The sequence below is a fragment of the Bacillus spongiae genome (genome assembly GCF_037120725.1).
In the GTDB taxonomy this organism is placed as follows: Bacteria; Bacillota; Bacilli; order Bacillales; family Bacillaceae_K; genus Bacillus_CI; species Bacillus_CI spongiae.
The window spans coordinates 16,676-39,704 of the sequence record NZ_JBBAXC010000012.1 but is presented as its reverse complement, the minus strand read 5'-3'; the positions used below and the strand labels follow the sequence as shown (position 1 = coordinate 39,704).

20 protein-coding genes and 1 pseudogene are annotated in these 23,029 nt (G+C 37.5%); 20 read left to right on the top strand and 1 reads right to left on the bottom strand.

Annotation, left to right across the window (positions count from 1 at the left end; genetic code table 11):
• Positions 1-343: 343 nt before the first annotated feature.
• From WAK64_RS14675 to WAK64_RS14630, 10 genes are all read left to right on the top strand, one after another.
• Positions 344-1,801, top strand: coding sequence for an alanine/glycine:cation symporter family protein (locus WAK64_RS14675; RefSeq protein ID WP_336587745.1), 1,458 nt, complete (start codon positions 344-346; stop codon positions 1,799-1,801).
• Positions 1,802-2,015: 214 nt separating this feature from the next.
• Entirely contained in the window at positions 2,016-2,435 is a 420-nt protein-coding gene (locus WAK64_RS14670) for a hypothetical protein (protein WP_336587744.1), read from the top strand.
• Between the two features lie 105 nt (positions 2,436-2,540).
• Positions 2,541-3,464 (top strand): HD domain-containing phosphohydrolase, encoded by a 924-nt coding sequence (locus WAK64_RS14665; protein ID WP_336587743.1) that lies wholly within the window; start codon positions 2,541-2,543, stop codon positions 3,462-3,464.
• 243 nt (positions 3,465-3,707) lie between these two features.
• Positions 3,708-5,126, top strand: coding sequence for a PTS system trehalose-specific EIIBC component (gene treP, locus WAK64_RS14660; protein ID WP_336587742.1), 1,419 nt, complete (start codon positions 3,708-3,710; stop codon positions 5,124-5,126).
• A 29-nt stretch (positions 5,127-5,155) separates the two neighbouring features.
• On the top strand, positions 5,156-6,838 hold the full coding sequence (gene treC / locus WAK64_RS14655; protein ID WP_336587741.1) for an alpha,alpha-phosphotrehalase: 1,683 nt from the start codon (positions 5,156-5,158) through the stop codon (positions 6,836-6,838).
• 141 nt (positions 6,839-6,979) lie between these two features.
• Positions 6,980-7,690 carry a trehalose operon repressor gene (treR, locus tag WAK64_RS14650; RefSeq protein ID WP_336587740.1) on the top strand — a complete coding sequence of 237 codons (711 nt, stop codon included), beginning with the start codon at positions 6,980-6,982 and terminating at the stop codon, positions 7,688-7,690.
• A gap of 105 nt (positions 7,691-7,795) precedes the next feature.
• Positions 7,796-9,961: a DNA topoisomerase III gene (locus WAK64_RS14645; protein ID WP_336587739.1), complete on the top strand. Its 2,166-nt coding sequence runs from the start codon at positions 7,796-7,798 to the stop codon at positions 9,959-9,961.
• A 207-nt stretch (positions 9,962-10,168) separates the two neighbouring features.
• Positions 10,169-10,807 carry a YczE/YyaS/YitT family protein gene (locus WAK64_RS14640; RefSeq protein WP_336587852.1) on the top strand — a complete coding sequence of 213 codons (639 nt, stop codon included), beginning with the start codon at positions 10,169-10,171 and terminating at the stop codon, positions 10,805-10,807.
• Positions 10,808-11,015: 208 nt separating this feature from the next.
• Entirely contained in the window at positions 11,016-11,819 is an 804-nt protein-coding gene (locus tag WAK64_RS14635; protein WP_336587738.1) for a hypothetical protein, read from the top strand.
• A 199-nt stretch (positions 11,820-12,018) separates the two neighbouring features.
• A complete protein-coding gene (locus tag WAK64_RS14630; RefSeq protein ID WP_336587737.1) occupies positions 12,019-12,702 on the top strand; it encodes a DNA alkylation repair protein in 684 nt (227 codons plus the stop codon).
• A gap of 194 nt (positions 12,703-12,896) precedes the next feature.
• Here WAK64_RS14630 and WAK64_RS14625 read toward each other — a convergent pair whose 3' ends face one another.
• Positions 12,897-14,546, bottom strand: a complete 1,650-nt coding sequence (locus tag WAK64_RS14625) for an L-lactate permease (protein WP_336587736.1) — start codon at positions 14,544-14,546, stop codon at positions 12,897-12,899.
• Positions 14,547-14,841: 295 nt separating this feature from the next.
• On the opposite strand from WAK64_RS14625, the gene WAK64_RS14620 reads away from it, so the two are divergent.
• From WAK64_RS14620 to WAK64_RS14575, 10 genes and pseudogenes are all read left to right on the top strand, one after another.
• Positions 14,842-16,032 carry a glycine C-acetyltransferase gene (locus tag WAK64_RS14620; RefSeq protein WP_336587735.1) on the top strand — a complete coding sequence of 397 codons (1,191 nt, stop codon included), beginning with the start codon at positions 14,842-14,844 and terminating at the stop codon, positions 16,030-16,032.
• A gap of 26 nt (positions 16,033-16,058) precedes the next feature.
• Positions 16,059-17,006: an L-threonine 3-dehydrogenase gene (locus WAK64_RS14615; protein ID WP_336587734.1), complete on the top strand. Its 948-nt coding sequence runs from the start codon at positions 16,059-16,061 to the stop codon at positions 17,004-17,006.
• A 475-nt stretch (positions 17,007-17,481) separates the two neighbouring features.
• Positions 17,482-18,195: a 2OG-Fe(II) oxygenase gene (locus WAK64_RS14610; RefSeq protein WP_336587733.1), complete on the top strand. Its 714-nt coding sequence runs from the start codon at positions 17,482-17,484 to the stop codon at positions 18,193-18,195.
• 74 nt (positions 18,196-18,269) lie between these two features.
• Positions 18,270-18,421, top strand: a pseudogene (locus WAK64_RS22565) (Ada metal-binding domain-containing protein); the annotation flags it as partial.
• Positions 18,422-18,603: 182 nt separating this feature from the next.
• The gene (gene adaB / locus WAK64_RS14600) at positions 18,604-19,137 is read left to right on the top strand and encodes a methylated-DNA--[protein]-cysteine S-methyltransferase (protein WP_336587732.1); all 534 of its coding nucleotides are present in this window, start codon (positions 18,604-18,606) and stop codon (positions 19,135-19,137) included.
• A gap of 31 nt (positions 19,138-19,168) precedes the next feature.
• Positions 19,169-19,987 carry an SPL family radical SAM protein gene (locus tag WAK64_RS14595; RefSeq protein WP_336587731.1) on the top strand — a complete coding sequence of 273 codons (819 nt, stop codon included), beginning with the start codon at positions 19,169-19,171 and terminating at the stop codon, positions 19,985-19,987.
• Positions 19,988-20,200: 213 nt separating this feature from the next.
• The gene (locus WAK64_RS14590; RefSeq protein WP_336587730.1) at positions 20,201-20,818 is read left to right on the top strand and encodes a DNA-3-methyladenine glycosylase family protein; all 618 of its coding nucleotides are present in this window, start codon (positions 20,201-20,203) and stop codon (positions 20,816-20,818) included.
• A gap of 15 nt (positions 20,819-20,833) precedes the next feature.
• The gene (locus WAK64_RS14585) at positions 20,834-21,517 is read left to right on the top strand and encodes a DNA alkylation repair protein (protein WP_336587729.1); all 684 of its coding nucleotides are present in this window, start codon (positions 20,834-20,836) and stop codon (positions 21,515-21,517) included.
• Between the two features lie 119 nt (positions 21,518-21,636).
• The gene (locus WAK64_RS14580) at positions 21,637-21,939 is read left to right on the top strand and encodes an Ada metal-binding domain-containing protein (RefSeq protein ID WP_336587728.1); all 303 of its coding nucleotides are present in this window, start codon (positions 21,637-21,639) and stop codon (positions 21,937-21,939) included.
• Between the two features lie 270 nt (positions 21,940-22,209).
• Positions 22,210-22,848, top strand: a complete 639-nt coding sequence (locus WAK64_RS14575) for a bifunctional transcriptional activator/DNA repair enzyme AdaA (RefSeq protein WP_336587727.1) — start codon at positions 22,210-22,212, stop codon at positions 22,846-22,848.
• Positions 22,849-23,029 lie beyond the last annotated feature (181 nt).

The following is a 23,029-nucleotide window of genomic DNA, read 5'->3' as shown; positions in this document are numbered from 1 at the left end:
AACTTTGCAAATACGGAATAGTGAGCCGGTTTATCATTTTAGTTATTACAAGAATAGTATTGAATACGCTGAATATAGATTGTCATGATTTTCTTCTAAATCATAATCGCCAATTAAGGATCAAAGGTCCTTTATTTTGGATATATGCAGAAATAAGGCTGTATATCCTAAATAAAGGATTTTTTTATGTCAAAACAGCTAGCAATTTCCCTTTATTTGGTGAATTTTAGCGTTTATTTCTATAAAAAGGAAGACATCAAATGACAAAATTTTTAAAAAATATCTTGACTATTAAACGAAATTTTCAGATAATGTAATACAAATAGTTCAGCAGGGGGTACTTATGGATTTTAAGGAAGTAACAGATTTTATTAACAGCATGATTGGGGAAGCTAATGGGATACTTTGGGGTTATATACTAATTGCCTTATTGCTAGGTTTAGGATTATACTTCACAATTGGCTCAAAATTTGTACAAATTCGTCATATTGGCGAAATGTTTCGCCTATTAGGTGATAAAAATGTTCAGTCAACAGATAAAAAAGACCAAATTTCGTCGTTACAAGCATTCTTTATAGGAGCAGGTACACGTATCGGAACAGGAAACTTAGCTGGAGTTTCGATCGCCATTGCTTTAGGTGGTCCAGATGCTATTTTTTGGATGTGGGTCGTGGCCATTTTAGGGGGAGCAAGTGCTTTTGTTGAAAGTACATTAGCTCAGATTTATAAGGTAAAAGATAAAGTAGGCTTTAAAGGTGGACCTGGCTATTATATGGAGAAGCAGCTAGGAAAACGTTGGATGAGTGCTATTTTCGCCGTTACCGTTATTTTATCATTCGGTTTAACGTTTAATGCGGTGCAAAGTAATACAATTGCATCAGCCTTTAATAATTCTTTTGATTTAAATGTGTGGGTCGTAGGAGGAGTGATTACGGTTTTAACAGCCATCGTTATCTTTGGTGGCGTAAAGCGTATTGCAACATTCTCTTCTATAATTGTTCCATTTATGGCATTGTTCTATATTATTTTAGCTTTATATGTTATGTTAACAAACCTATCATTAATTCCAGACGTATTTGCTTTAATCGTGAAGAGTGCGTTTGGTGTTGAACAAGTTGTTGGTGGGGGAATTGGTGCAGCTATTATGAACGGAGTAAAGCGTGGTTTATTCTCCAATGAAGCTGGTATGGGTAGTGCGCCAAACGCGGCTGCAACTGCGACGGTTTCTCACCCAGTTAAGCAAGGATTTATTCAAGCTTTAGGTGTATTTTTTGATACATTACTTGTATGTTCTGCAACGGCATTTATTATTTTAATGTCAAGTACTTATAGTGCGGGGCTTTCAGGTGATATGGCAGGAATTGAAATTGCACAAGCGGCAATGAGTGATCATTTTAGTTCTTGGGCAGGTATGTTCTTGGCCGTAGCTATCTTCACATTTGCATTTAGTTCTATTATTGGAAGCTATTATTATGGTGAAGCGAATCTACCATTTATTAGTGAAAGTAAAGGTGCACTTTTTGTATATCGTGTACTAGCTCTTGGAATGATTGTATTTGGAGCAGTAATGCAACTAGATATCGTTTGGGGACTAGCGGATCTAGCAATGGCATTGATGGCATTAACCAACTTAATTGCAATCGGGATTTTAGCCCCAATTGCCTTTAAAGCATTGGATAATTATATGCAGCAAAGAAAAGCAGGACTAGACCCTGTCTTCTATGCGGATGATATTGAAGGATTAAAAGGGGTAGAGAGCTGGCCGGTAAGAGGTCAAGCGAAAAAAGTAGATCATCGTTAAGAGTTTGTTGTAAGTGAGAAGGGCTCCTGTAGGGGCTCTTTTTCTATCTATCATTAATAGGGATTTTGAAAATAAAAGTTACATATTTTTGATAAAATTCAATAATTAACTAGATTTATTCAGTGAATTTTAGTATAGTATTTTATGAGAAAGTCGGATCAAATGGTTTAATACATGGATTCCGTTAACTTTTTTATAATAAGGAGGAATAAAATTGAAGAAAATAGTAGCACTTTTTACTCTGTTACTGTTAACACTGGGAATTAGTTCAATGACGTTCGCAGAAACCTCCAACGAAGATCAAGCACAAGCATTGAAAGAAATTTTTGAGACAAACAAGGATATTCAAGACATTATTAATGCAGCAGTAGAAGAAGGCGACAAGCTTTATAAAGAATACGTAGATAATCTTGCCTTAGCGAACGATGAGGAGTCAGAACGATTAACGGCTACATACAACGCAGAATTAGAAACCTTAATTACTACACTACAGCAAGTTGCCGAAGAAATGACATTAGCTGAAATTGCAGAGGCTTCAAAAGATGGAATCGAAGCGGAATGTGAATACATTTTAGTAAAAATAGGTGACAGGGAAGTTTTAGTGGATCCAATTAAGATTATTGACATTGCTTAATATACTTTAAAAGTGTCTGAAATAAGGCACTTTTTTTATATTTAACAATAGTATATAATTAGGTTAAAAGGCACTAAACCTCTGAAGAAAAGGGGGGATCATTAAATGAAGGGGTTACAAATTAATAAAAAAACGTATCCATTAGAAAAATTGCTTCAGGAAACTGGAAATTTGGCATTGCTTGCTCGCCAAGATCATTTAGAAATCATGCTTCAAGAAATTGATGAAGGCATGGGATTTTATTTGTATCCTGCCGAAGATAATACAACAATGGAATTCTTTTATATCATCGATGGTGAAATTGAATATGATCTAAATGGAGACAAGCAAATTCTTGGAAGAAATGATTACTTCACTGCTCGAGGATTAGAGGACTCTTTTATTTTTAAAGTGAAGAAAACCCTTACATTACTTTGGATCACTAATGAACCCCTATTTCACCAAATTAGTAAAGAAATTCAACAATTAATAGATATTTGTGCAAGAGTAGAGAAAAAAGATCGATATACTTGGAACCACAGTAGAAGGGTACAAAATCTGAGTATGAAAATCGGGCGGAAGATTGGAATGAATAAAAGTAAATTACATAATTTATTCCTAGCAGCTGGTCTTCACGATATTGGTAAAATAAATATTCCAGAAGAAATTCTCAATAAACCAAGTAAACTAACAGATGAAGAGTTTGACATCATCAAAAAGCATACCATTGATGGTGCTGAAATGGTGCGAGCAACTTATTATGAAGATATTAGTTCAATTATTGAACAACATCATGAACGAGTGAATGGCAGTGGATATCCCTTCGGTTTAAAAGGGGATCAAACTAAAATTGAGGCAAAAATCATAGCGGTGGCAGATTCTTTTGATGCAATGACAGATGACCGTGCATATCGGACTGCGTTTTCCAAAGAGTACGCAATAAATGAGATTAAAGAAATGGCTGGTCAGCTTTATGACCCTGATGTCGTCAAAGCTTTTGAGCAAGTGATGATGGAAGAGAATATGCTAGACAATGAAGTGATAGAGTGACAATCACTTCTTTTTTATACGCAATTAAAGGACGCAATAATACAAAGGATTGGTGAAACATTCCAATCTTTTTTTTGTTGAATATCTTGTATATACAAGATATAATGTGAGTGTAAACTAATCTTGTATATACAAGATGAAACTGTACTAATATTTTTATTGAAGGATATGTAATCGTAAACATTTTGTATAAATGTAAGCGATTACGTAAAGGGATAAAATAATTATTAGAGGAGGAAAAAAATGAGTCAATATTCGAAGCAAGTTCAAGACATTGTCTCAGCAATAGGTGGAAGAGAAAATATTGTGGCTGCTACCCATTGTGTAACACGGTTGAGATTTGCATTAAAGGATGAGAATGAGGTAAATAAAGAGGTTCTCGAAAGCATTGACCTTGTGAAGGGGTCCTTTTCAACAAATGGTCAGTTTCAAGTAGTGGTTGGACAGGGAACGGTAGACAAAGTCTATAATGAGCTAGTTGAACAAACCGGAATAGGGCGATCATCTAAACAAGATGTAAAAAATGAAACGGAAAAGAATTTAAATCCATTACAACGAGCAGTAAAAGCCTTGGCGGACATCTTTATTCCGATTTTACCTGCGATTGTAACGGCGGGACTATTAATGGGAATTAACAATATTTTAACAGGTCCTGGTATTTTCTTTGATAATCAATCACTCGTAGAAGTATACCCACAGTGGAAAGACTTCGCGGGAATAATTAATCTTATAGCCAACACTGCTTTTGTCTTCTTACCAGGTTTAATAGGTTGGTCTGCAGCGAAGAAGTTTGGTGGCAGTGAACTTTTAGGTATGGTTCTTGGTCTAATGCTTGTTCATCCTGATTTATTAAATGCGTGGGCCTATTCATCTGCTGTACAAGATAATGGGGTTCCAATATGGAATATCTTTGGATTAGAAATACAGAAAATAGGGTATCAAGGTCAAGTTCTCCCAATCCTTATTGCATCCTGGGTTCTGGTGAAAATTGAATTGTTCTTGAGAAAGCGAATTCCTGATTCCCTTCAATTACTTTTAGTCGCACCACTTGCATTGCTGATTACTGGTTTTATTTCCTTTTTAGCTATAGGGCCAATTACGTTTGTAATTGCAAACGCCTTAACAGACGGATTAGTTGCTATTTTTGATGTTGTTCCTGCGATTGGTGGATTAGTTTACGGTGGTTTATATGGTGTTTTAGTTATTACAGGGATGCATCATACTTTCTTGGCTGTTGATATTCAGTTAATTGGTAGTACTGGAGGTACCTTCTTATGGCCAATGCTAGCACTATCTAACATAGCTCAAGGGTCTGCTGCTCTTGCCATGATGTTTGCGACGAGAGATGAAAAATTAAAGGGCTTGTCCTTTACATCATCAGTATCAGCCTTTTTAGGGATAACAGAACCAGCTATGTTTGGAGTGAATTTGCGATATAAATATCCTTTTATTGCTGCTATCGTAGGATCTGCGATAGCAGGCCTATTCATTACAATTAATCAAGTGCAGGCTTTCTCAATTGGTGTAGGAGGGTTACCGGGATTCCTCTCTATTTTCAATGAGAAGTGGGGAGTATTCTTTATCGGAATGGCTATCGTGCTGATTGTCCCGTTTGTCGTAACGTTATTAATTGCAAAAACAAAGAAAAACAAGAATAAGTAAAATTGAACAGTTTACATGGTGGTGAAAGTATGGAACAGCCTTGGTGGAAAAAGTCGGTCGTTTACCAAATATATCCTAAGAGCTTCTATGATACGTCTGGGAATGGTGTAGGTGATTTAAAGGGGATTGTAGAGAAACTTAGTTATTTACAAAAGCTAGGTGTGGAGGTTATTTGGTTGACGCCAATTTATCAGTCTCCTCAACGAGATAACGGATATGACATTAGTGATTACTATGCAATCCATGAAGAGTTTGGTTCAATGGAAGACTTTGAATATTTAGTACAAGAAGCGCATAAAGTGCAAATAAGAATCATCATGGATATCGTTGTGAACCATACGTCAACTGAGCATGAGTGGTTTAAGAAATCTCGCCTATCAATAGATCATCCTTATCGTGATTTTTATATATGGAAAGATCCTGTAGAAGGTCGTAATCCGTCTAACTGGAAATCAAAATTTGGTGGAAGTGCGTGGGAGTACGATGATGAAACCGAGCAATTTTACCTTCACCTTTTCGACAAAACACAGGCGGATTTAAATTGGGAAAATGAAAGAGTAAGAAAAAAGCTATACGAAATGATGACCTATTGGTTTGAAAAAGGCGTAGATGGTTTTCGATTAGATGTGATTAATCTAATATCCAAACATCAAGAATTTCCAGATGATGATGGATTTGCTCCACCTGGTGATGGCCGGAGATTTTATACAGACGGTCCAAGGGTCCATGAATTTATGCATGAAATGAACAAGAATGTTTTTTCAAAGTATAATGCTATGACGGTTGGGGAAATGTCGTCAACAACGATTGAGCATTGCATTGAGTACACAAAACCTGAAAATGAAGAGTTGAGCATGACATTTAATTTTCACCATTTAAAAGTAGATTACCCTAATGGTGAAAAGTGGGCAGTAGCAGACTTTGATTTTTTACGTTTGAAAAATATTTTGTCTACATGGCAAGTAGAAATGAATAGGGGTGGGGGTTGGAATGCCCTATTCTGGTGTAATCATGACCAGCCACGTATTGTTTCACGGTTTGGAAATGATGGGGTGTATCGTAAAGAGTCCGCAAAAATGTTAGCGACTACGATTCATATGATGCAAGGGACACCTTATATTTATCAAGGTGAAGAAATTGGAATGGCCAACCCTAAATTCTCTTATATTGAAGAGTACCGAGATGTTGAATCTCTTAATATGTACGAACATTTTAAAGGAAAAGGAATGCCAGATGAAAAAATCATAAGTATTTTAAAAGAGAAATCACGAGATAATTCTCGTACTCCAGTTCAATGGAATAGTACAAGGAATGCAGGATTTACACAAGGGGAACCTTGGATTGGCGTTGGGGAAGATTATGAGAAAGTGAATGTTGAGAACGCACTAGAGGATCCAGATTCTATTTTTTATCATTATCAAGCATTAATTGCTCTTCGAAAAAAATATGAGATTATTACAACGGGTTCTTTCAAACAGTTAGCCGCCAATCACTCAGAAGTATTTTCTTATATAAGAGAAGAAAAAGAGGAAATGCTTTTAGTTGTAAATAATTTTTATGGAAAAGAGACATTGTTCAAGCTACCAAGAGAGGTAAACATAGAAGGGTATAAGAAAGAAATAGTGCTATCAAATTATCAAGATTCACAAGCAGATCCTTATGAAATAAATTTACGTCCGTATGAATCAATCGTCTATTATTTGAAAAAGTAATACTGGCTTTATAATGAAAGTGAAAACCACTTCCTTATTGGAGGTGGTTTTTTTGCGTTCGAAAAAACGTACGTATGACCATAGCAGCCGAAAGCTTATAACAGATGTTATAAGATGTTATAATAAAAAAAGGTGATACGTATGAAACAAAATAAATATAAACTAATTTATGAAGAGATTGTTGAAAAAATAAAAACAGGTATTTATCTACCCAAAACAAAACTGCCTTCAGAACACGAGCTTGTTGCTCACTATGAAACGTCAAGGGAAACTGTCAGAAAAGCTTTGAACCTTCTCTCGCAGCACGGATATATTCAAAAAATTCATCGTAAAGGTTCCATTGTGCTGGACATTCAGAAGTTTGATTTTCCCATTTCCGGCTTAGTGAGCTTTAAGGAGATTGCCAGTAAAATGAATAAGGACACCGATACAGTTGTCCATGAGCTCTCCTTAATTAAACCTGATGAATTTCTTCAAGGACAATTAAGTGTTGGAAAAGATGAGAAGGTTTGGAAAGTAGTACGATCTAGAAAAATTGAAAATGAAGCGATCATTTTAGATATTGATTATTTTTTAAAGCGGTATGTTCCTTTGCTCACGAAAGAGATTTGTCAAGGGTCGATATACGAGTACCTTGAAGGAGAGCTTGGTTTAGACATAAGCTTTGCGAAAAAGGAAATTGTAGTGGAAAAATGTAACCAGTTTGATAAGGAATTTCTAGATATTGATGGATACGATCATGTGGTTGTTGTAAAAAATAATGTATATCTTGATCATGCCAATATATTTCAATATACAGAATCAAGGCATCGTATGGATAAGTTTCGTTTTGTTGATTTTGCTAGAAGATAATACAAATGTAAGCATCCCGCGTCCGAAAGGCGTGGGATGCTTACATAGAAATGGTTGTATGCGTGGAATAATTGTAAGTTTATAAGAGAGGAAGTCAAAATCATTATGCCTAAAACAGTTGTATTAGCAGAAAAGCCTTCAGTCGGGAGAGATATTGCAAGAGTACTTGGATGTAAGCAAGGGGGAAATGGCTTTCTTGAAGGTCCCAATTACATCGTTACATGGGCATTAGGTCATCTTGTGACATTAGCAGACCCTGAAAGCTATGATGATAAATATAAAACGTGGAGAATAGAGGACTTACCAATGCTCCCGCGAACGCTGAAGCATGTTGTTATAAAAAAAACAGGAAAGCAGTTCCAAACTGTAAAGTCACAATTAAACCGTAAGGATGTTCAAGATATTGTGATTGCGACGGATGCTGGAAGGGAAGGAGAACTTGTAGCACGTTGGATCATTGAAAAGGCGAGAGTGAACAAACCCATTAAACGACTTTGGATTTCCTCTGTAACCGATCAGGCGATTAAACAAGGCTTCAATAATTTAAAACCAGGTAGAGCCTATGAGAACTTATATCATTCTGCGGTGGCAAGGTCAGAAGCCGATTGGTTTGTAGGTATGAACGCAACAAGAGCCTTAACAGTCAAGCATAATGCGCAGCTATCTTGTGGAAGAGTTCAAACTCCGACCCTTGCCATGATTGCAGCACGAGAAGAAGAAATCAAAACCTTCAAACCGAAAACCTTTTTCGGTATACAACTGAAATCAGCTGATTTCACGTATCAATGGGAAGATAAGAAGTCTGGGAAATCACGTTTATTTGAAAAAGAGGATTCAAATAATTTAGTGGAAAAAGTGAAAAATAAACAGTTGAAAATTGAAAATATAACGAAGCAAGTAAAGAAGAAGGGTGCTCCTAGTTTGTATGATTTAACAGAACTACAACGTGATGGATACAAACTATTTGGTTACTCAGCGAAAGAAACCTTATCAATATTGCAACGATTATATGAACAACATAAGCTAGTCACATACCCACGTACCGATTCTAAATATTTATCTTCAGATCTCGTAGCGACCTTAAAGGATCGAATTAAAGCATGCTCCATTAAAGAATATCGTCCGATTACTAGTAGAATAAATGCAGATGTTAAGCTAGGAAAATCGTTTGTGAATAATGAAAAGGTCACGGATCATCATGCTATTATTCCAACCGAACAAACTGCTTTTTTGCCAAAGCTAACAGATAAAGAAAGAAAAATTTATGATTTAATTGTGAAGCGATTCTTAGCCATTTTTCTACCCCCGTATCAATATGAACGTTTAAGGGTCGAAGCGAATGTTGGGAATGAACGGTTTGTATCAACGGAAGATCGAGTAATGAACATGGGATGGAAAATGATCTACGGAGAAGAATTGGACAATAATAAAATGTCCAAGGAAGCGGGACTTCAGAAGGGAGCACTTCTCCCAGTCACTTCTGTGAACGTTACAGAAGGTCAAACTCAACCTCCGGAGCCGTTTAACGAAGGAACCATTTTAACTGCGATGGAAAATCCAGTGAAATTTATGGCGAATGAAAAGAAATCTTTAAAGGACACACTTGGCAAAACAGGTGGATTAGGAACGGTTGCGACTCGTGCAGATATCATTGAAAAACTATTTAAATCCTTTTTGATTGAAAAGAATGGAAAAGCGCTAAATGTGACTAAAAAAGGTAAGCAGCTACTGGAATTAGCTCCATCTGACCTTACTTCACCAACGTTAACGGCAGAATGGGAACAAAAGCTTGAGGCCATTTCACAAGGAAAGCTAAGTAAACATGCCTTTTTAGCTGAAATTAAGGAGTATACGAAACAATCCGTTGCAGAAATTAAGAATAGTAATAAAAAATTTAAACATGATAATATTTCTGGGACAAAATGTCCTGATTGTGGCAAATTTTTATTAGAAGTGAAAGGGAAAACGAGCAAAATGCTCGTTTGTCAAGATCGTGATTGTGGACATCGTAAAACCGTATCGAGGTCGACAAATGCTCGCTGTCCTAATTGTCGTAAAAAACTTGAGCTTAAAGGGGAAGGTCAAGGTCAGATTTTTGTTTGTTCTTGTGGTCATCGAGAGAAATTGTCTACATTTCAAGAGCGAAAGAATAATGGAAAGAACACGAAGGCGACAAAACGTGACGTGAATAAATATATGAAGAATCAGCAAAAGAGCGAACCGGTGAATTCTGCCTTAGCTGACGCACTGGCAAATTTTAAGTTAAAGTAAAGGTTATTAGCGGACTCACCTATATAATCATTTCAACACTAAACGAGTGTTATGAAAAATAACCGTTCCATTAAAATGGAGCGGTTATATTTTTGAATAGCGTCCTTAAATCCTACAAAATCAATCTGGATAGTGAAATTTTTTCTTTTAGGAACGTGTGATACAGTGAGGAGGTTATGATTGATTACGGGAGTAGGAAGTGAGTATATGAGCAAGGAGCAGCTAGTACGTTGGTTGTTTTTTATCGGTGGGTTACTAGTATTAGCATTGGGAATCTCGTTAACTATTAAAGGGAAAATGTTCGGAATTGGTCCTTGGGACGTCCTTCATTATGGATTATATTTGCAAATGGGCCTAACGGTAGGTACTTGGTCTATTATTGTAGGGTTGTTAATATTAATGATGACCGCTTTGATTACGAAAGAGCTGCCAAAAACGGGAGCTTGGTTGAACATGCTTTTAATTGGGGTCTTTATTGATTTATTTTTGTATCTACTACCAGATGTCAATACGATGCTTGGACAAATGGCGATTTATGTTATGGGTGTCGTGATTTTAGGATATGGAATTGGTTTATATGTTTCAGCTGATTTTGGTGCAGGCCCTAGAGATAGCTTAATGCTTCTGCTTGTAGAAAAAACGGGCTGGAGTGTCAAATGGGTTCGAAACGGAATGGAAATCATGGTCTTTTTACTTGGTTGGTTACTTGGAGGTCCAATTGGGATTGGGACCTTATTTATTGCTTTATGCTTAGGAGCAGTCGTGGACGTATCATTACCTCAATGCAAAAAAATGTTATACCTATGCTTAGCGAAAATGAATGCAAAATCTCTTTCCCACTCATAATGGGAAAGAGATTTTTTTAGCAGAAAGAAGGACTTGATTTATGCCTAAGGTATATTTTTTTTGCTGTAACAACAAAAATGGTTAAGAAAGAAAGGCTAATCTTTTATTAGAAGGTTGGTATTTTACTATACTTTAAATTTGTAACAATAAAAAGAATACATACAAATTATGAGATTGCTATGAATGTAGTGAATAGGAGGTTTAAAGAATGGACGTTCGAACATATTATAAAAACGCTGCTCGAATTAGTTTTATAGTAGGGATTGTGTTGATGGGAATTGTAGGTGTGTATGCTGTTTCTTCTATATGGTTTGGATTAGACTGGCTTCTACTGATTGAAATGGGAAGCGTAAGCTTGGTCCTAATAGCGATTTCATTTATTCAAAGGAACCGATATAATAACGTAACGGTGGAGAATCAAGCCCCTAATTTAGAGGATGAACTCCTCCTTACACGAGACCATTTTATTTGTAAATACCTTCCTTCACCAAACATGAAAATTAGCCTTTTTCAATCTGACGGTCATGCGATTGGAGAAATTCGTGATGCCAAAAAGCAGTGGTGGAAATGGATGATTCCAGGGAGCTTCTTCGCCTTTCTGCCAATTAAGTATGAGTTGGTTGACCAAAAACAAAATGTGGTAGGAAAGTATGTAAAAAAAGCGGGTCTTAAAGCAAAAGTTGATATTCTAAACAAAAGTGGCGAGAAAATAGGGATGTATGAAGAACCTTTAGTTCAGACAATGAAGCAAAAAAAGGGACGAATTATTGATCAAAATGGTGTGGAAATATTGTGGGTAGAGCAAATGGGAATGGTGCAGGGTGCAAGAATAAAGAATGAAGGTGGCGCTGAACAGGCCAGAATACAATGTGGTTGGATGCCAAGGGACTATTCGAACAAATTCAAAGAGCTGAATCTTCCAATCGTGACAATTTCAGACGAAATGAGCAATGAAGAAAGAATAATGGCATTTGCAATATTTTTGACGTTGCTATCTTATTGGAGAAATTAAGAGACTCTACACTGTTCATGAACGGTGAAAGGATGTCGTGGTTAGGAAAATAGTTTTCCACAAGGGGTAATAAAGTTAATTGATTCTCTCCATCGTTATTGGGGATTTGTGTATAAAGTATGGGGATAAGTTTCTATTTGTGGACTATTGATCGATGTAGCTCGGTATAATGAGGTTATCCACAAAGAAGGAGGACGCGATGATGAGTTATACTGAAGCATTAATTGGTTTCTTTCGTCAACATCGTCAAGTAGAACAGGCTAAGATGATGGAACGATACATGAGAAACCAATTTCCCTTTCTTGGCATTAAAACACCTGAAAGAACTCTTTTGCTTCGTCGTTTTTTTCAGGAACATGGAAAGCCGACGTTTCATCAACTAAATTCGATTATAGAAGTGCTATGGAATGAACCAGAGAGAGAATTTCAGTATGTAGGGCTTTCCTTGTTAGAAAAGAATAAAAAGAAATTAACAGTAAAACAATTACCGTGGATAGAGACCTTAGTAACGACAAAGTCCTGGTGGGATACTGTTGACCATTTGGCTAGTTCAATAACTGGAGAGATTGGAAAAAGAGATATGGAAGGAAGTCAGAAGATTTTAGAGGAATGGGTGACAAGCGATAATATGTGGTTAAATCGTACAGCCATTCTTTTTCAGTTGAAATTTAAAGAAAGCACAGATGCAGAAATTTTATTTAAGTTTATCCGTCTCCATAAAGAATCGAATGAGTTTTTTCTTCAAAAAGCGATTGGTTGGGCACTAAGGGAGTATTCTAAAACAAATCCGGACCTTGTCATAAACTTTATCGAAGCAGAGCCGCTTGCGTCATTAAGTAAACGAGAGGGCTTAAAGTATATTAAAGCCAAACGAAATGCTTAAACTAGAACAGATATACTCTAATAACAAATGAAACACATTAGAATTCGTAAATGAATTCTAATGTGTTTTTAACTTTGCCCCTAATTATTTATCGAAGGCACTTGATAACCAAGTCCTTCCTAATGGCATTTATAATATTTTCGGTTTATTGAGTGACGACGAATTGTAGTCATTGTGAAAATTCGCTGAAAGCGTTAAAAGACAAAGAGAATTAACGAACCTATAATACCAGAAAGAGCCACATAATAGAGCATAGGTCCGAGAGTCATTCGAATAATTGTCCCTTCTTTTCCTACCATGCCAACGACAGAAGCAGCTGCTACAACATTTAAGACACATACCATATTTCCGGCATTCGCTCCAAGTACTTGTAAGGAAAGCACGATTTGTTGATCGACAGCAATTTGGTCAGCCACACTAAATTGGAATAAAGAAAACATCATATTACTAAAGGTCGCACTTCCCGAAATAAATGATCCTAGCGAACCGATAAGAGGAGCCACAAATGGCCAGCCATTCCCGACTAGTCCAGCAACAAGGGAAGCAAGTTCCATTGGCATACTCATTAAGTCAGCCCCATTAATGCTTGAGTTAATAAAAATACGTACCATTGGAACAGCGGTACCAAGAGCGATTGCGCTTCCCACCATCGTCTTTACAGATGTAGAAAAGGTTTCTTTTACACGTGCTCCATTCATTTTATGGAGGAAGATAGTAATCAAGACGACGACTAAAAAGATCGTGCCTGGTAAATAAAAAGGCTCAAAGGATGTACTAATATTCGTTCCTAAAATATTACTCCAACCTACTTTAACAGAACGGAGCCAGTCTTTTAATGGCAATATTTCTAATCGAGTAAGTACAAGGAATAAGGCTACCAGTAAATAAGGAGCCCATGCCAGTAGCAATGGCATATTTTTCGATTGGGAAGATGCCGCTTCGTTTTTCTTCATTGATGATTCTGGGAAGTCCCACGTTTCTGCTGGTAATAGGAAGCCTTTTTTTGCAGCAGGAACAACGATGGCTAATCCAACCAGTCCACCAATAATTGAAGGAAATTCTGGCCCTAGCAAGGTAGCAACTAAAAACGCAGGTAAGGTAAAGCTCAGCCCAGCAAAAATGGCAAATTTCCAGAGAGAAAAACCTTCTTTCCATGAGCGGTTATCACCAAAAAAACGAGTAAGCATTCCAACCAAAATAAGTGGAATAAAAGTACCAATAAAGATATCCATTAAGACGGCAGTACTTGCCACACCTTGTAAATACTCTCCTAGTGTCCCATCACCAAGGACGTTTTGAACACCTTGTGCAACTGATGCCCCTTCTCTCAGACCTTGATCTACTCCAACAATGACTGGAGTCCCGACTGCCCCGAACGAAACAGATGAGCTATCGGCAATTAATGCAAGGGAGACGGCAGCTAATGGTGGAAAGCCTAACGCTACTAAAAGTGGGGCCCCAATGGCTGCTGGTGTTCCAAAACCCGCAGCTCCTTCAATAAAGGAGCCAAACAACCATGCAATAATGATTACTTGAACACGTCGATCAGTTGAAATGGTCGAAAACCCATTACGAATGGAATCGAGTGCACCGCTATTTGTTAATGTGTTTAGAAGAAGAATCGCTCCGAATACAATCCATAAAATTGAAATGGCAATCAAAAGACCCTCAAATGTCGCAGCAGTAATTTGAATGAATGGAACTTTCCAAACAAAAAAGGCTAATAGCGCAGTCATGAGTAAGCTAATTGGCATGGCTTTTGTCGCCGGTAATTTTAAAATTACTAAAAAGATAAAGACAGCTAAAATGGGAGTAGAAGCTGTTAGTATTTGTAATAAAGACATATAATCACCTTTTTCCTTTTGTCATGATATGTATATTATAAATTAAAATGCTCATTTTTTCACAAACTTTTTATGACAGGTTTATTACAATCGTATTTCAGAATAAGAATCGTTAAAGAAAAGATAATAAGGATATTAATAGGATTTCTTTTGTTCGCCATATATAAACATGGTAAAATAATCATATATGTAATACCATTAAAATTAAGGTGTGAAGGTAATATACTGTTCTTTCAGTGTGGACAGTTGTGTTTAATAGGACAATGAATTTTTAAAAAATGGAGGAGATGGAACGGTGAGTAAAGCGCTTACAAGTTTTTTAGGAGAAAATCTTGCAGATTTAAAGGATAAAGGATTATACAACATCATTGACCCGGTTGAAGGACCAAATGGCCCGATAATTAAAATTGGTGGTCGAGAACTCATTAACCTTTCTTCTAACAACTACCTTGGTCTTGCGACAGATTCGCGTTTAAAAGAAGTGGGGAAACAAGCGATCGATCAATATGGCGTAGGTGCTGGTGCGGTTCGAACGATTAATGGCACAATGGACGTTCACTTAAAGTTAGAAGAAACGATTGCTACATTTAAAGGGACAGAAGCGGCAATTGCGTACCAGTCAGGGTTTAATTGTAATATGGCAGCCATTTCTGCTGTAATGGATAAGCATGACGCCATTCTTTCAGATGAACTAAATCATGCATCGATTATCGATGGATGCCGTCTTTCAAAAGCAAAAATCATTCGTTTTAATCACTCTGACATGGAAGATCTTCGTAAAAAGGCGAAGGAGGCAAAAGAGTCTGGTTTATATAATAAATTAATGGTCATCACGGATGGTGTATTCTCGATGGATGGGGATATTGCAAAGCTTCCAGAAATTGTAGAAATTGCAGAAGAATTTGATTTAATTACATATGTTGATGACGCACATGGCTCAGGTGTATTAGGGAAAGGTGCAGGAACTGTTAAACATTTTGGATTATCAGATAAAGTCGATTTCCAAATAGGTACTCTATCTAAAGCAATCGGTGTTGTCGGTGGATACGTAGCAGGTAAAAGCGACTTAATTGATTGGTTAAAGGTACGTTCCCGCCCGTTCCTATTCTCAACGGCCTTAACGCCTGCGGATGTTGTGGCATGTACACGAGCAATTGAACTACTAATGGAATCTACCGAACTTCATGATAGGCTGTGGGAAAATGGAAATTACTTAAAAGCGGGTTTAAAAGCGTTAGGGTTTGATATTGGTGTTAGTGAAACGCCGATTACTCCTTGTATCATTGGTGATGAGAAGTTAACGCAAACATTTAGCCAACGGTTAAATGAAGAAGGAGTATATGCGAAATCAATTGTCTTCCCAACCGTACCGAAGGGAACAGGACGTGTTCGAAACATGCCAACAGCTGCTCATACGAAGGACATGCTTGATCAGGCAATCTCTATTTATGAAAAGGTCGGAAAAGAACTAGGCATTCTTGCATAACAACAGGGATAACAGGAGGAGAAAACGTGAAGAAGATACTTGTAACCGGCGCGCTTGGACAAATAGGAACAGAGCTTGTCGCAAAACTTCGGCAAGGATATGGGGTGGATAACGTCATTGCGACAGATATTCGAGAAATTGACCATGATGTTGTAAAAGGCGGTCCGTTTGAGCTTTTAGACGTAACAGACGGGGCGAATATGCACGAACTTGCTAGCAAGTATGAGGTAGACACAATCATCCACTTAGCAGCACTGTTATCGGCAACAGCTGAAGAAAAGCCGTTATTAGCCTGGAATTTAAACATGGGTGGATTAGTTAATGCATTAGAAGTAGCTCGTGAATTAAACTGTCAATTTTTTACCCCTAGCTCTATCGGGGCATTTGGACCAAGCACACCAAAAAACGCTACACCGCAAGACACGATTCAACGACCAACGACTATGTATGGAGTCAATAAAGTTTCAGGCGAATTGCTCTGCGATTATTATTACCAAAAGTTCGGCGTAGAGACTCGCGGTTTACGCTTCCCAGGACTCATCTCGTACGAAGCACCACCTGGTGGTGGAACAACCGATTATGCTGTTGAGATCTATTACGAAGCGCTTAAAAAGGGGACGTATGAATCATTTATTGCTGAAGGAACCTACATGGATATGATGTATATGCCTGATGCCCTTAATGCGATTGTTCAATTATTGGAAGCCGATGCTTCAACGTTAATTCATCGCAATTGCTTTAACGTGACGGCAATGAGCGTTGCTCCAGAGGATGTCGGAGCAGAGATTAAAAAGCATATTCCTCAGTTTGACTTACGCTACAAGGTTGACCCTGCTCGTCAAGCGATTGCTGAAAGCTGGCCGGATTCAATTGATGCTAGCTGTGCTACAGCGGAATGGGGATTCAAAGCACAATTTGACCTACAAAGTATGACGACCGATATGCTAGAAAAGCTAAAGGAAAAAGGCTACTAAAAAAGCGTGAGAACCTTAACTGGCTCTGTTTTCGCGTACAAAAATTCAATATATACTCCAAAATATCGTAGTAATTGGAACTACTTTAACAACCATTTACACAATTAGATGAACAGACGAAGCTCGGATGACAAAAAGTCTCCGGGCTTTTATTTATGGAGTGGAAGAATCTCTTCGACAATTACTTGTAGTGTTGACAGGAGAAGTGCAAATTGCTCTCTATTCTAGTTACTATTTATGTTAAATTTTCTTTGGTGATGTAATGACCATAACATTATTGATTTTATGTCATGTCACTTTTTCATTCTCTAATAAGATTTTCAGAATTGAAAATGCACACGGAATGAAATTTTACTTTATCACCTAATAATTTTATTGATTTTGTTATCTTGCTATTACATTCTAAACATCTTAATTTTTTCTATTTATGAGGTTATAGTGTTAGTTATCAAGAATGATAAGGAGGAGTGGGAAAATGATCCAAGATATAAAAGCACGTGTCGAAAGATTAAATTGGAATTCAATTCAGAATGAATTAGATAAGCAAGGGTTTGCAAAGCTGCCAGCCATGTTAACAAAAGAGGAATGTGAATTTTTCATAGAATTGTATTGTGAGGAAGAGTCATACAGAACAACAATCAATATGACGAGGTATCGCTTTGGGAATGGGGAGTACAAATATTTTTCTTATCCATTACCTGAAATCATCCAAAGTTTAAGAGAGTCCTTTTATTTAGAATTGGCCAAAACAGCCAATCGATGGTTGGGTTATTTAAAGAAAACGGAACAGTATCCAGATCATCTTCAAGATTTTTTGAACACCTGTGAAGAATATGAACAAACGAGACCGACACCTTTAATATTAAAGTATGAAACCGGCGGGTTTAATTGTTTGCATCAAGATTTATATGGCGACATTTTTTTCCCGTTTCAAGTAGTATTTGTCTTAAATCAGCGAGATAAAGACTATTGCGGTGGAGAATCTCTATTAGTGGAACAAATTCCTCGTGCTCAGAGCAGGGGACATGTCATTACGTTAGACCAAGGCAGTGCGCTGATTTTTCCTACTAACCATAGACCTGTTTTAGGTAAAAAAGGATATTACAAAACTACCATTCGCCACGGAGTAAGCACGGTTACTACTGGAGAACGATACGGTCTTGGAATCATTTTTCATGATTCTAAATAATAATTGAACTTCACTATCTTGCTATTCCATACCAAAAATTGTACATTTGGAATTTAAAGGGAGTATAGTGTAAGGTAACAGATGAAAAATGGCAAGCCATTATAAATAATGATGAAGCGTAAAATAATCAAATTTTCTAGGCTGTAAAGTCGACAGGGCTTTGCTGTAAGAATCTAGCGTTTCGTTCCAAAAAGTATGCATTTTTCCAACCCAAGAACAAACTCTCTGCCTATGCACTGGAAATGTTGCAAGCCTACTAATACAAATCATCCTGAATTGCGAGTGGGATAAGTAAATTATTTAATACAGTAACGCTAGAATCGATTGAAGATATCGCTATATGTATAGGTATGGATAAAACCCCTTATTTTATTGCTTTATCTAATAAGAAAATGGAGGAAAAGTACAATGGAAATAAAGAGTAAACCAACCCTTTATTGGTCCTTACTAAAGTGTAAGGATTGGAATTTTTATATTGCTTCAACTTCAAAGGGGCTTGTGTTTGTAGGTTCACAGAACAACCCATTTGAGGAATTGTTCGAATGGGCTAACAATCGCTTTCCAGGAAGCCCTCTTGTTGAAGATGATGAAAAGCTTGAACCTTATGTCGAAGAAATTACTCAGTATTTAGAAGGGAAGCGGAAAACCTTTACTGTTCCATTTGAGTACGTAGGGACTCAATTTCAGCTAGCAGTCTGGAATGCACTTTGCGAAATTCCTTATGGACAGACGAAAACCTATTCTGACATTGCAAATGATATCAATAATCCAGCAGCTGTTCGTGCTGTAGGTGCTGCTATAGGGGCTAATCCGGCATTAATTGCTGTACCGTGCCATCGTGTAATAGGAAAGAATGGATCATTAACGGGATATAGGGGCGGATTAATAATGAAGACACTGCTCCTGGATCTGGAAAAACGATCTTCACCTAACAATGAGTAATGATTCCTGTACAATGAATGGAGGTTCGATCATGAAAAGTGAGTTATTTTATAAAAGTCCGAAAACCATCCTGAATAAAGGGACGGGCTTTCTTGCTGGATATACTCATTCACTAAATCCTTATACAGGCTGTTCATTTGGGTGTTCCTATTGTTATGTACGAGAAATGCCTGTATCTCTTTTTCGAGAAAGGGAATGGGGAAATTGGGTCGATGTAAAAAACGGAGCAGCGAATTTATTAAAAAAGGAGCTTCGTCGTGCCAAAGAAAAAGGGAAAGTAACCATTTTTATGTCATCAAGCACAGATCCGTATCAACCAATAGAGCATAAGGAAAAAGTGACGCGCTCTTTACTAGAAGTTATGGTAGAAGATCCCCCTGACTTTCTTTTAGTACAGACCAGAAGCCCGCTTGTAAGTCGAGATATTGATTTGCTGAAGCAATTAAAAGATAAAGTTCGAGTAAGTATGACCATTGAGACAGACTCGGAAATGATAAGAAAACATTTTACTCCAAAGGCCCCCCCAATCCAGGCGCGCTTTAAGACATTGGAAAAATTAGCAGCTACGGGAATACCGACTCAAGTTGCAATAGCCCCTCTCTTACCGTGTGGGGAATATTTTCCTGTGAAATTGAAACCATTCGTCGACCGGGTATGTATAGATGATTACTTCATGGGCGATGGCAGAGGTGGAAAACGCACAAAAAAGCTTGGTATTGAGAAGAAATATGACCAACTTGGTTTAGAAGAATGGTATGGATCACACGTAATTAAAAAAGTGTATAACCGATTTATTGAAATTTTTCCGGAGAATCATGTTTATGTGAGCCAGGCTGGATTTGAGCCCTAAAAAAGAAAAGTGCTGAAAATAGAAAAGAGACATGCAGATATGCATTCATTTCACAGTGAGGCATCGGGTATTTTGTTTGGTATTGACCAAGTTTATTATCTGAAAATTCTAAATGTAAATAAGGTTTATTATCTTGTTCGTTAAATATACCCTATTATGTATAAATGGATGTAATAGGTGTGTTCTATCACTTTACAATTGGAGGATAATAAGTTGAACAGAGTTGTGACAAAGCTTTTTGAGTACGGGCAAACCGAAATCGAATACCTAAAGAAACAGGACGAAAATTTGGGAAGAGCCATAGACAGATTAGGGAAAGTCGAACGTGAAATCATTCCTGACCTATTTTCTGCGCTAGTATACGCTATTGTGGGACAATTGGTGTCCGTTAAAGTCGCTCACACTGTTTGGGATCGAATGCAGGTGAGATTGGGTGACATCACCCCTAAAAATATATCCAGCCACAGTGTGAATGATATTCAGAATTGTGGGATGACAATGAAAAAAGCGGCCTGTATCCATTCCATTGCTCACGCCATTAAGGCTGGTGAATGGGATATTGAAGCGCTTCGCGATCTGCCTGATGACGAGGTGATTCGTCTGCTAACAATGCTAAATGGGATTGGGCGGTGGACCGCAGAGATGCTGCTTATCAATTCCATGGAACGCCAGGATGTTGTCAGCTGGGGAGATATGGCGATTCGAAGAGGGATGATGAAACTGTACAACCTTTCTGATTTGTCCAAAGCAGAATTTGAGCAGTATAGGCAGACATACTCGCCATTCGGTTCAGTGGCTTCTATCTATTTGTGGGCAATTTCGTTTGATTAAAGAAGGAGTATTCATATGGAAAAGACGTTGAAAGAACAGCTAATTGAGCTTGTAGATCCAGAATATCAAGCATTTTCCGCTGCCTTAATCCCCAATATAAATAATTTACTGGGTGTACGATTGCCTGAACTTCGTAAAATAGCAAAAAAGATGGTTAAGAATAATTGGGTAGACTATTTTGCTCAATCACAAACGGATTGGTTTGAGGAAGTTATGGTGCATGGAATGATAATCGGCTATTTAAAGGCGGATATTAATGAAGTTTTGCATCATGTCTCCGCATTTGTACCAAGCATCGACAATTGGTCGGTATGCGATAGTTTCTGTTCTGGACTCAAGATCACCTTGAATCATAAAGAGCGTGTATGGGAGTTTCTTCAACCTTATTTTGAATCTGAAAATGAATACGATCTTCGTTTCGCCGTCGTGATGCTTCTTAATTATTATGTGGAAGATAACTATCTGGATGCAGTTTTAGAGAAATTGGATAGTATTAAGCATCAAGGATACTATGTAAAAATGGCTGTCGCTTGGGCCATATCAATTTGTTTTATCAAAATGCCAGTACGGACGATGACCTATTTAGAATCGAATACTCTAGATAAAGAAACTTATAACAAAGCCTTGCAGAAAATTATCGAATCTTATCGGGTAGATAAGGAAACCAAGTGTATCATTCGAAGCATGAAACGCAAATAAAGTAAGTTGTAACAAATGGTGGGTTTGGGTGAATTCTTCGCATCTGTCTTTGAGCTAAAATTTTCAGTTTATCGTCTTATATCTCATTACATTTATAAATTAGAGAGGATGAAAATCCTGTGAAACCAAGGAACCGTTCGAATTCAACTCGTTCCAAATATACACTTGTGGGGTCAGACCTTAGCTATTATAGCAGTGATGTGCCAGGGCTTTTAGGAGGGTATAAGCGAGGAAAAATTTATGGGCGGCTTGATTGCCCTTCAGCGCTAAGAGCTATTGCAAGAGGGGGGTATGTCAATCACCGTGTCTTTTTTGCGAACGAGGAAACGGCGCTTGCAGCGGGATATCGTCCCTGTGCAGTATGTATGCCAAGTAAGTATAAAGAATGGAAAAGATGTACACGCAAGTGTGAATATACTTGATATTCCATTCAGATGTGTTTAATAAATTGATATGTTTTACAATCATTCTAACTGAGCACTTAATGGAATTCCTTTTTAAGCACGGTTTACAAGTTTACAATGCCAAAGAAAGTCCAGACCATTTAAACTGGTTACACACTGTTCTAACAAAAGCAATGCGTATGATAACGTAACAACTTGTCTTTTAAATTTCGTTATCTTGCTATTACATTCTAAAATGCATACACAAGCTTGTTTGCAGGTTTATACTAAAGTTAGAGGTGATTCAAATTGACAGATGATTGGAAGATGAATCCATATCGGACTATTCAAAAGTCAGACGCTGACAAGCCAATTCTATCCGAACCTGTTTCTGATGAACAATGGCAGGCCATTTCTAATGATGATGCTTCTTATGATGGACAATTTTTTTATGCAGTAAAAACAACAGGTATCTTTTGTCGCCCTTCTTGCAAATCAAGATTACCGAAGAGAGACAATATTGGCTTTTTTGAAAATGCTGATCAAGCATTAGCCGCACATTTTCGTCCCTGCAAACGGTGCAAGCCAACCGGGCAAAGGCTGCCCGACGAGGAGTGGATTGCTTTTATAACCGAATATGTGGATAGCCACTACAATGAAACGTTGACGCTTGAAGCACTGGCGCTTCTAAGCCATGGAACTCCTTATCACTTGCATCGAACGTTTAAAAAAATTAAAGGTATGACCCCAGTGAATTACATCCAGAATATCCGAATGGAAAAGGCGAAAATGTTATTAACTACTGTAGATGACCCTGTTTCTGAAATCGGTAAATCTGTCGGGCTTTCCAATACGCCTTATTTTATTACGCTGTTTAAGAAGAAAATCGGACTGACACCAGAAGCCTATCGTCGACAGCAAAAACAACTCAAGGGTTTCAAATCCTAGCGCAATAATAATCATCATCATGTTTTCATTTTGGAACTAAAGGAATATGGCAAATGAAGAGTCTTATTCCCAAGAAAAAGTACAAGTTAAACAATGAATGTTGGTTAACTAAGAAATCCTAGGTATGCCCTAACCTTGGAGAGGAGGAATGAACGAGTGTGTGACCTACGCAATCTCTTTC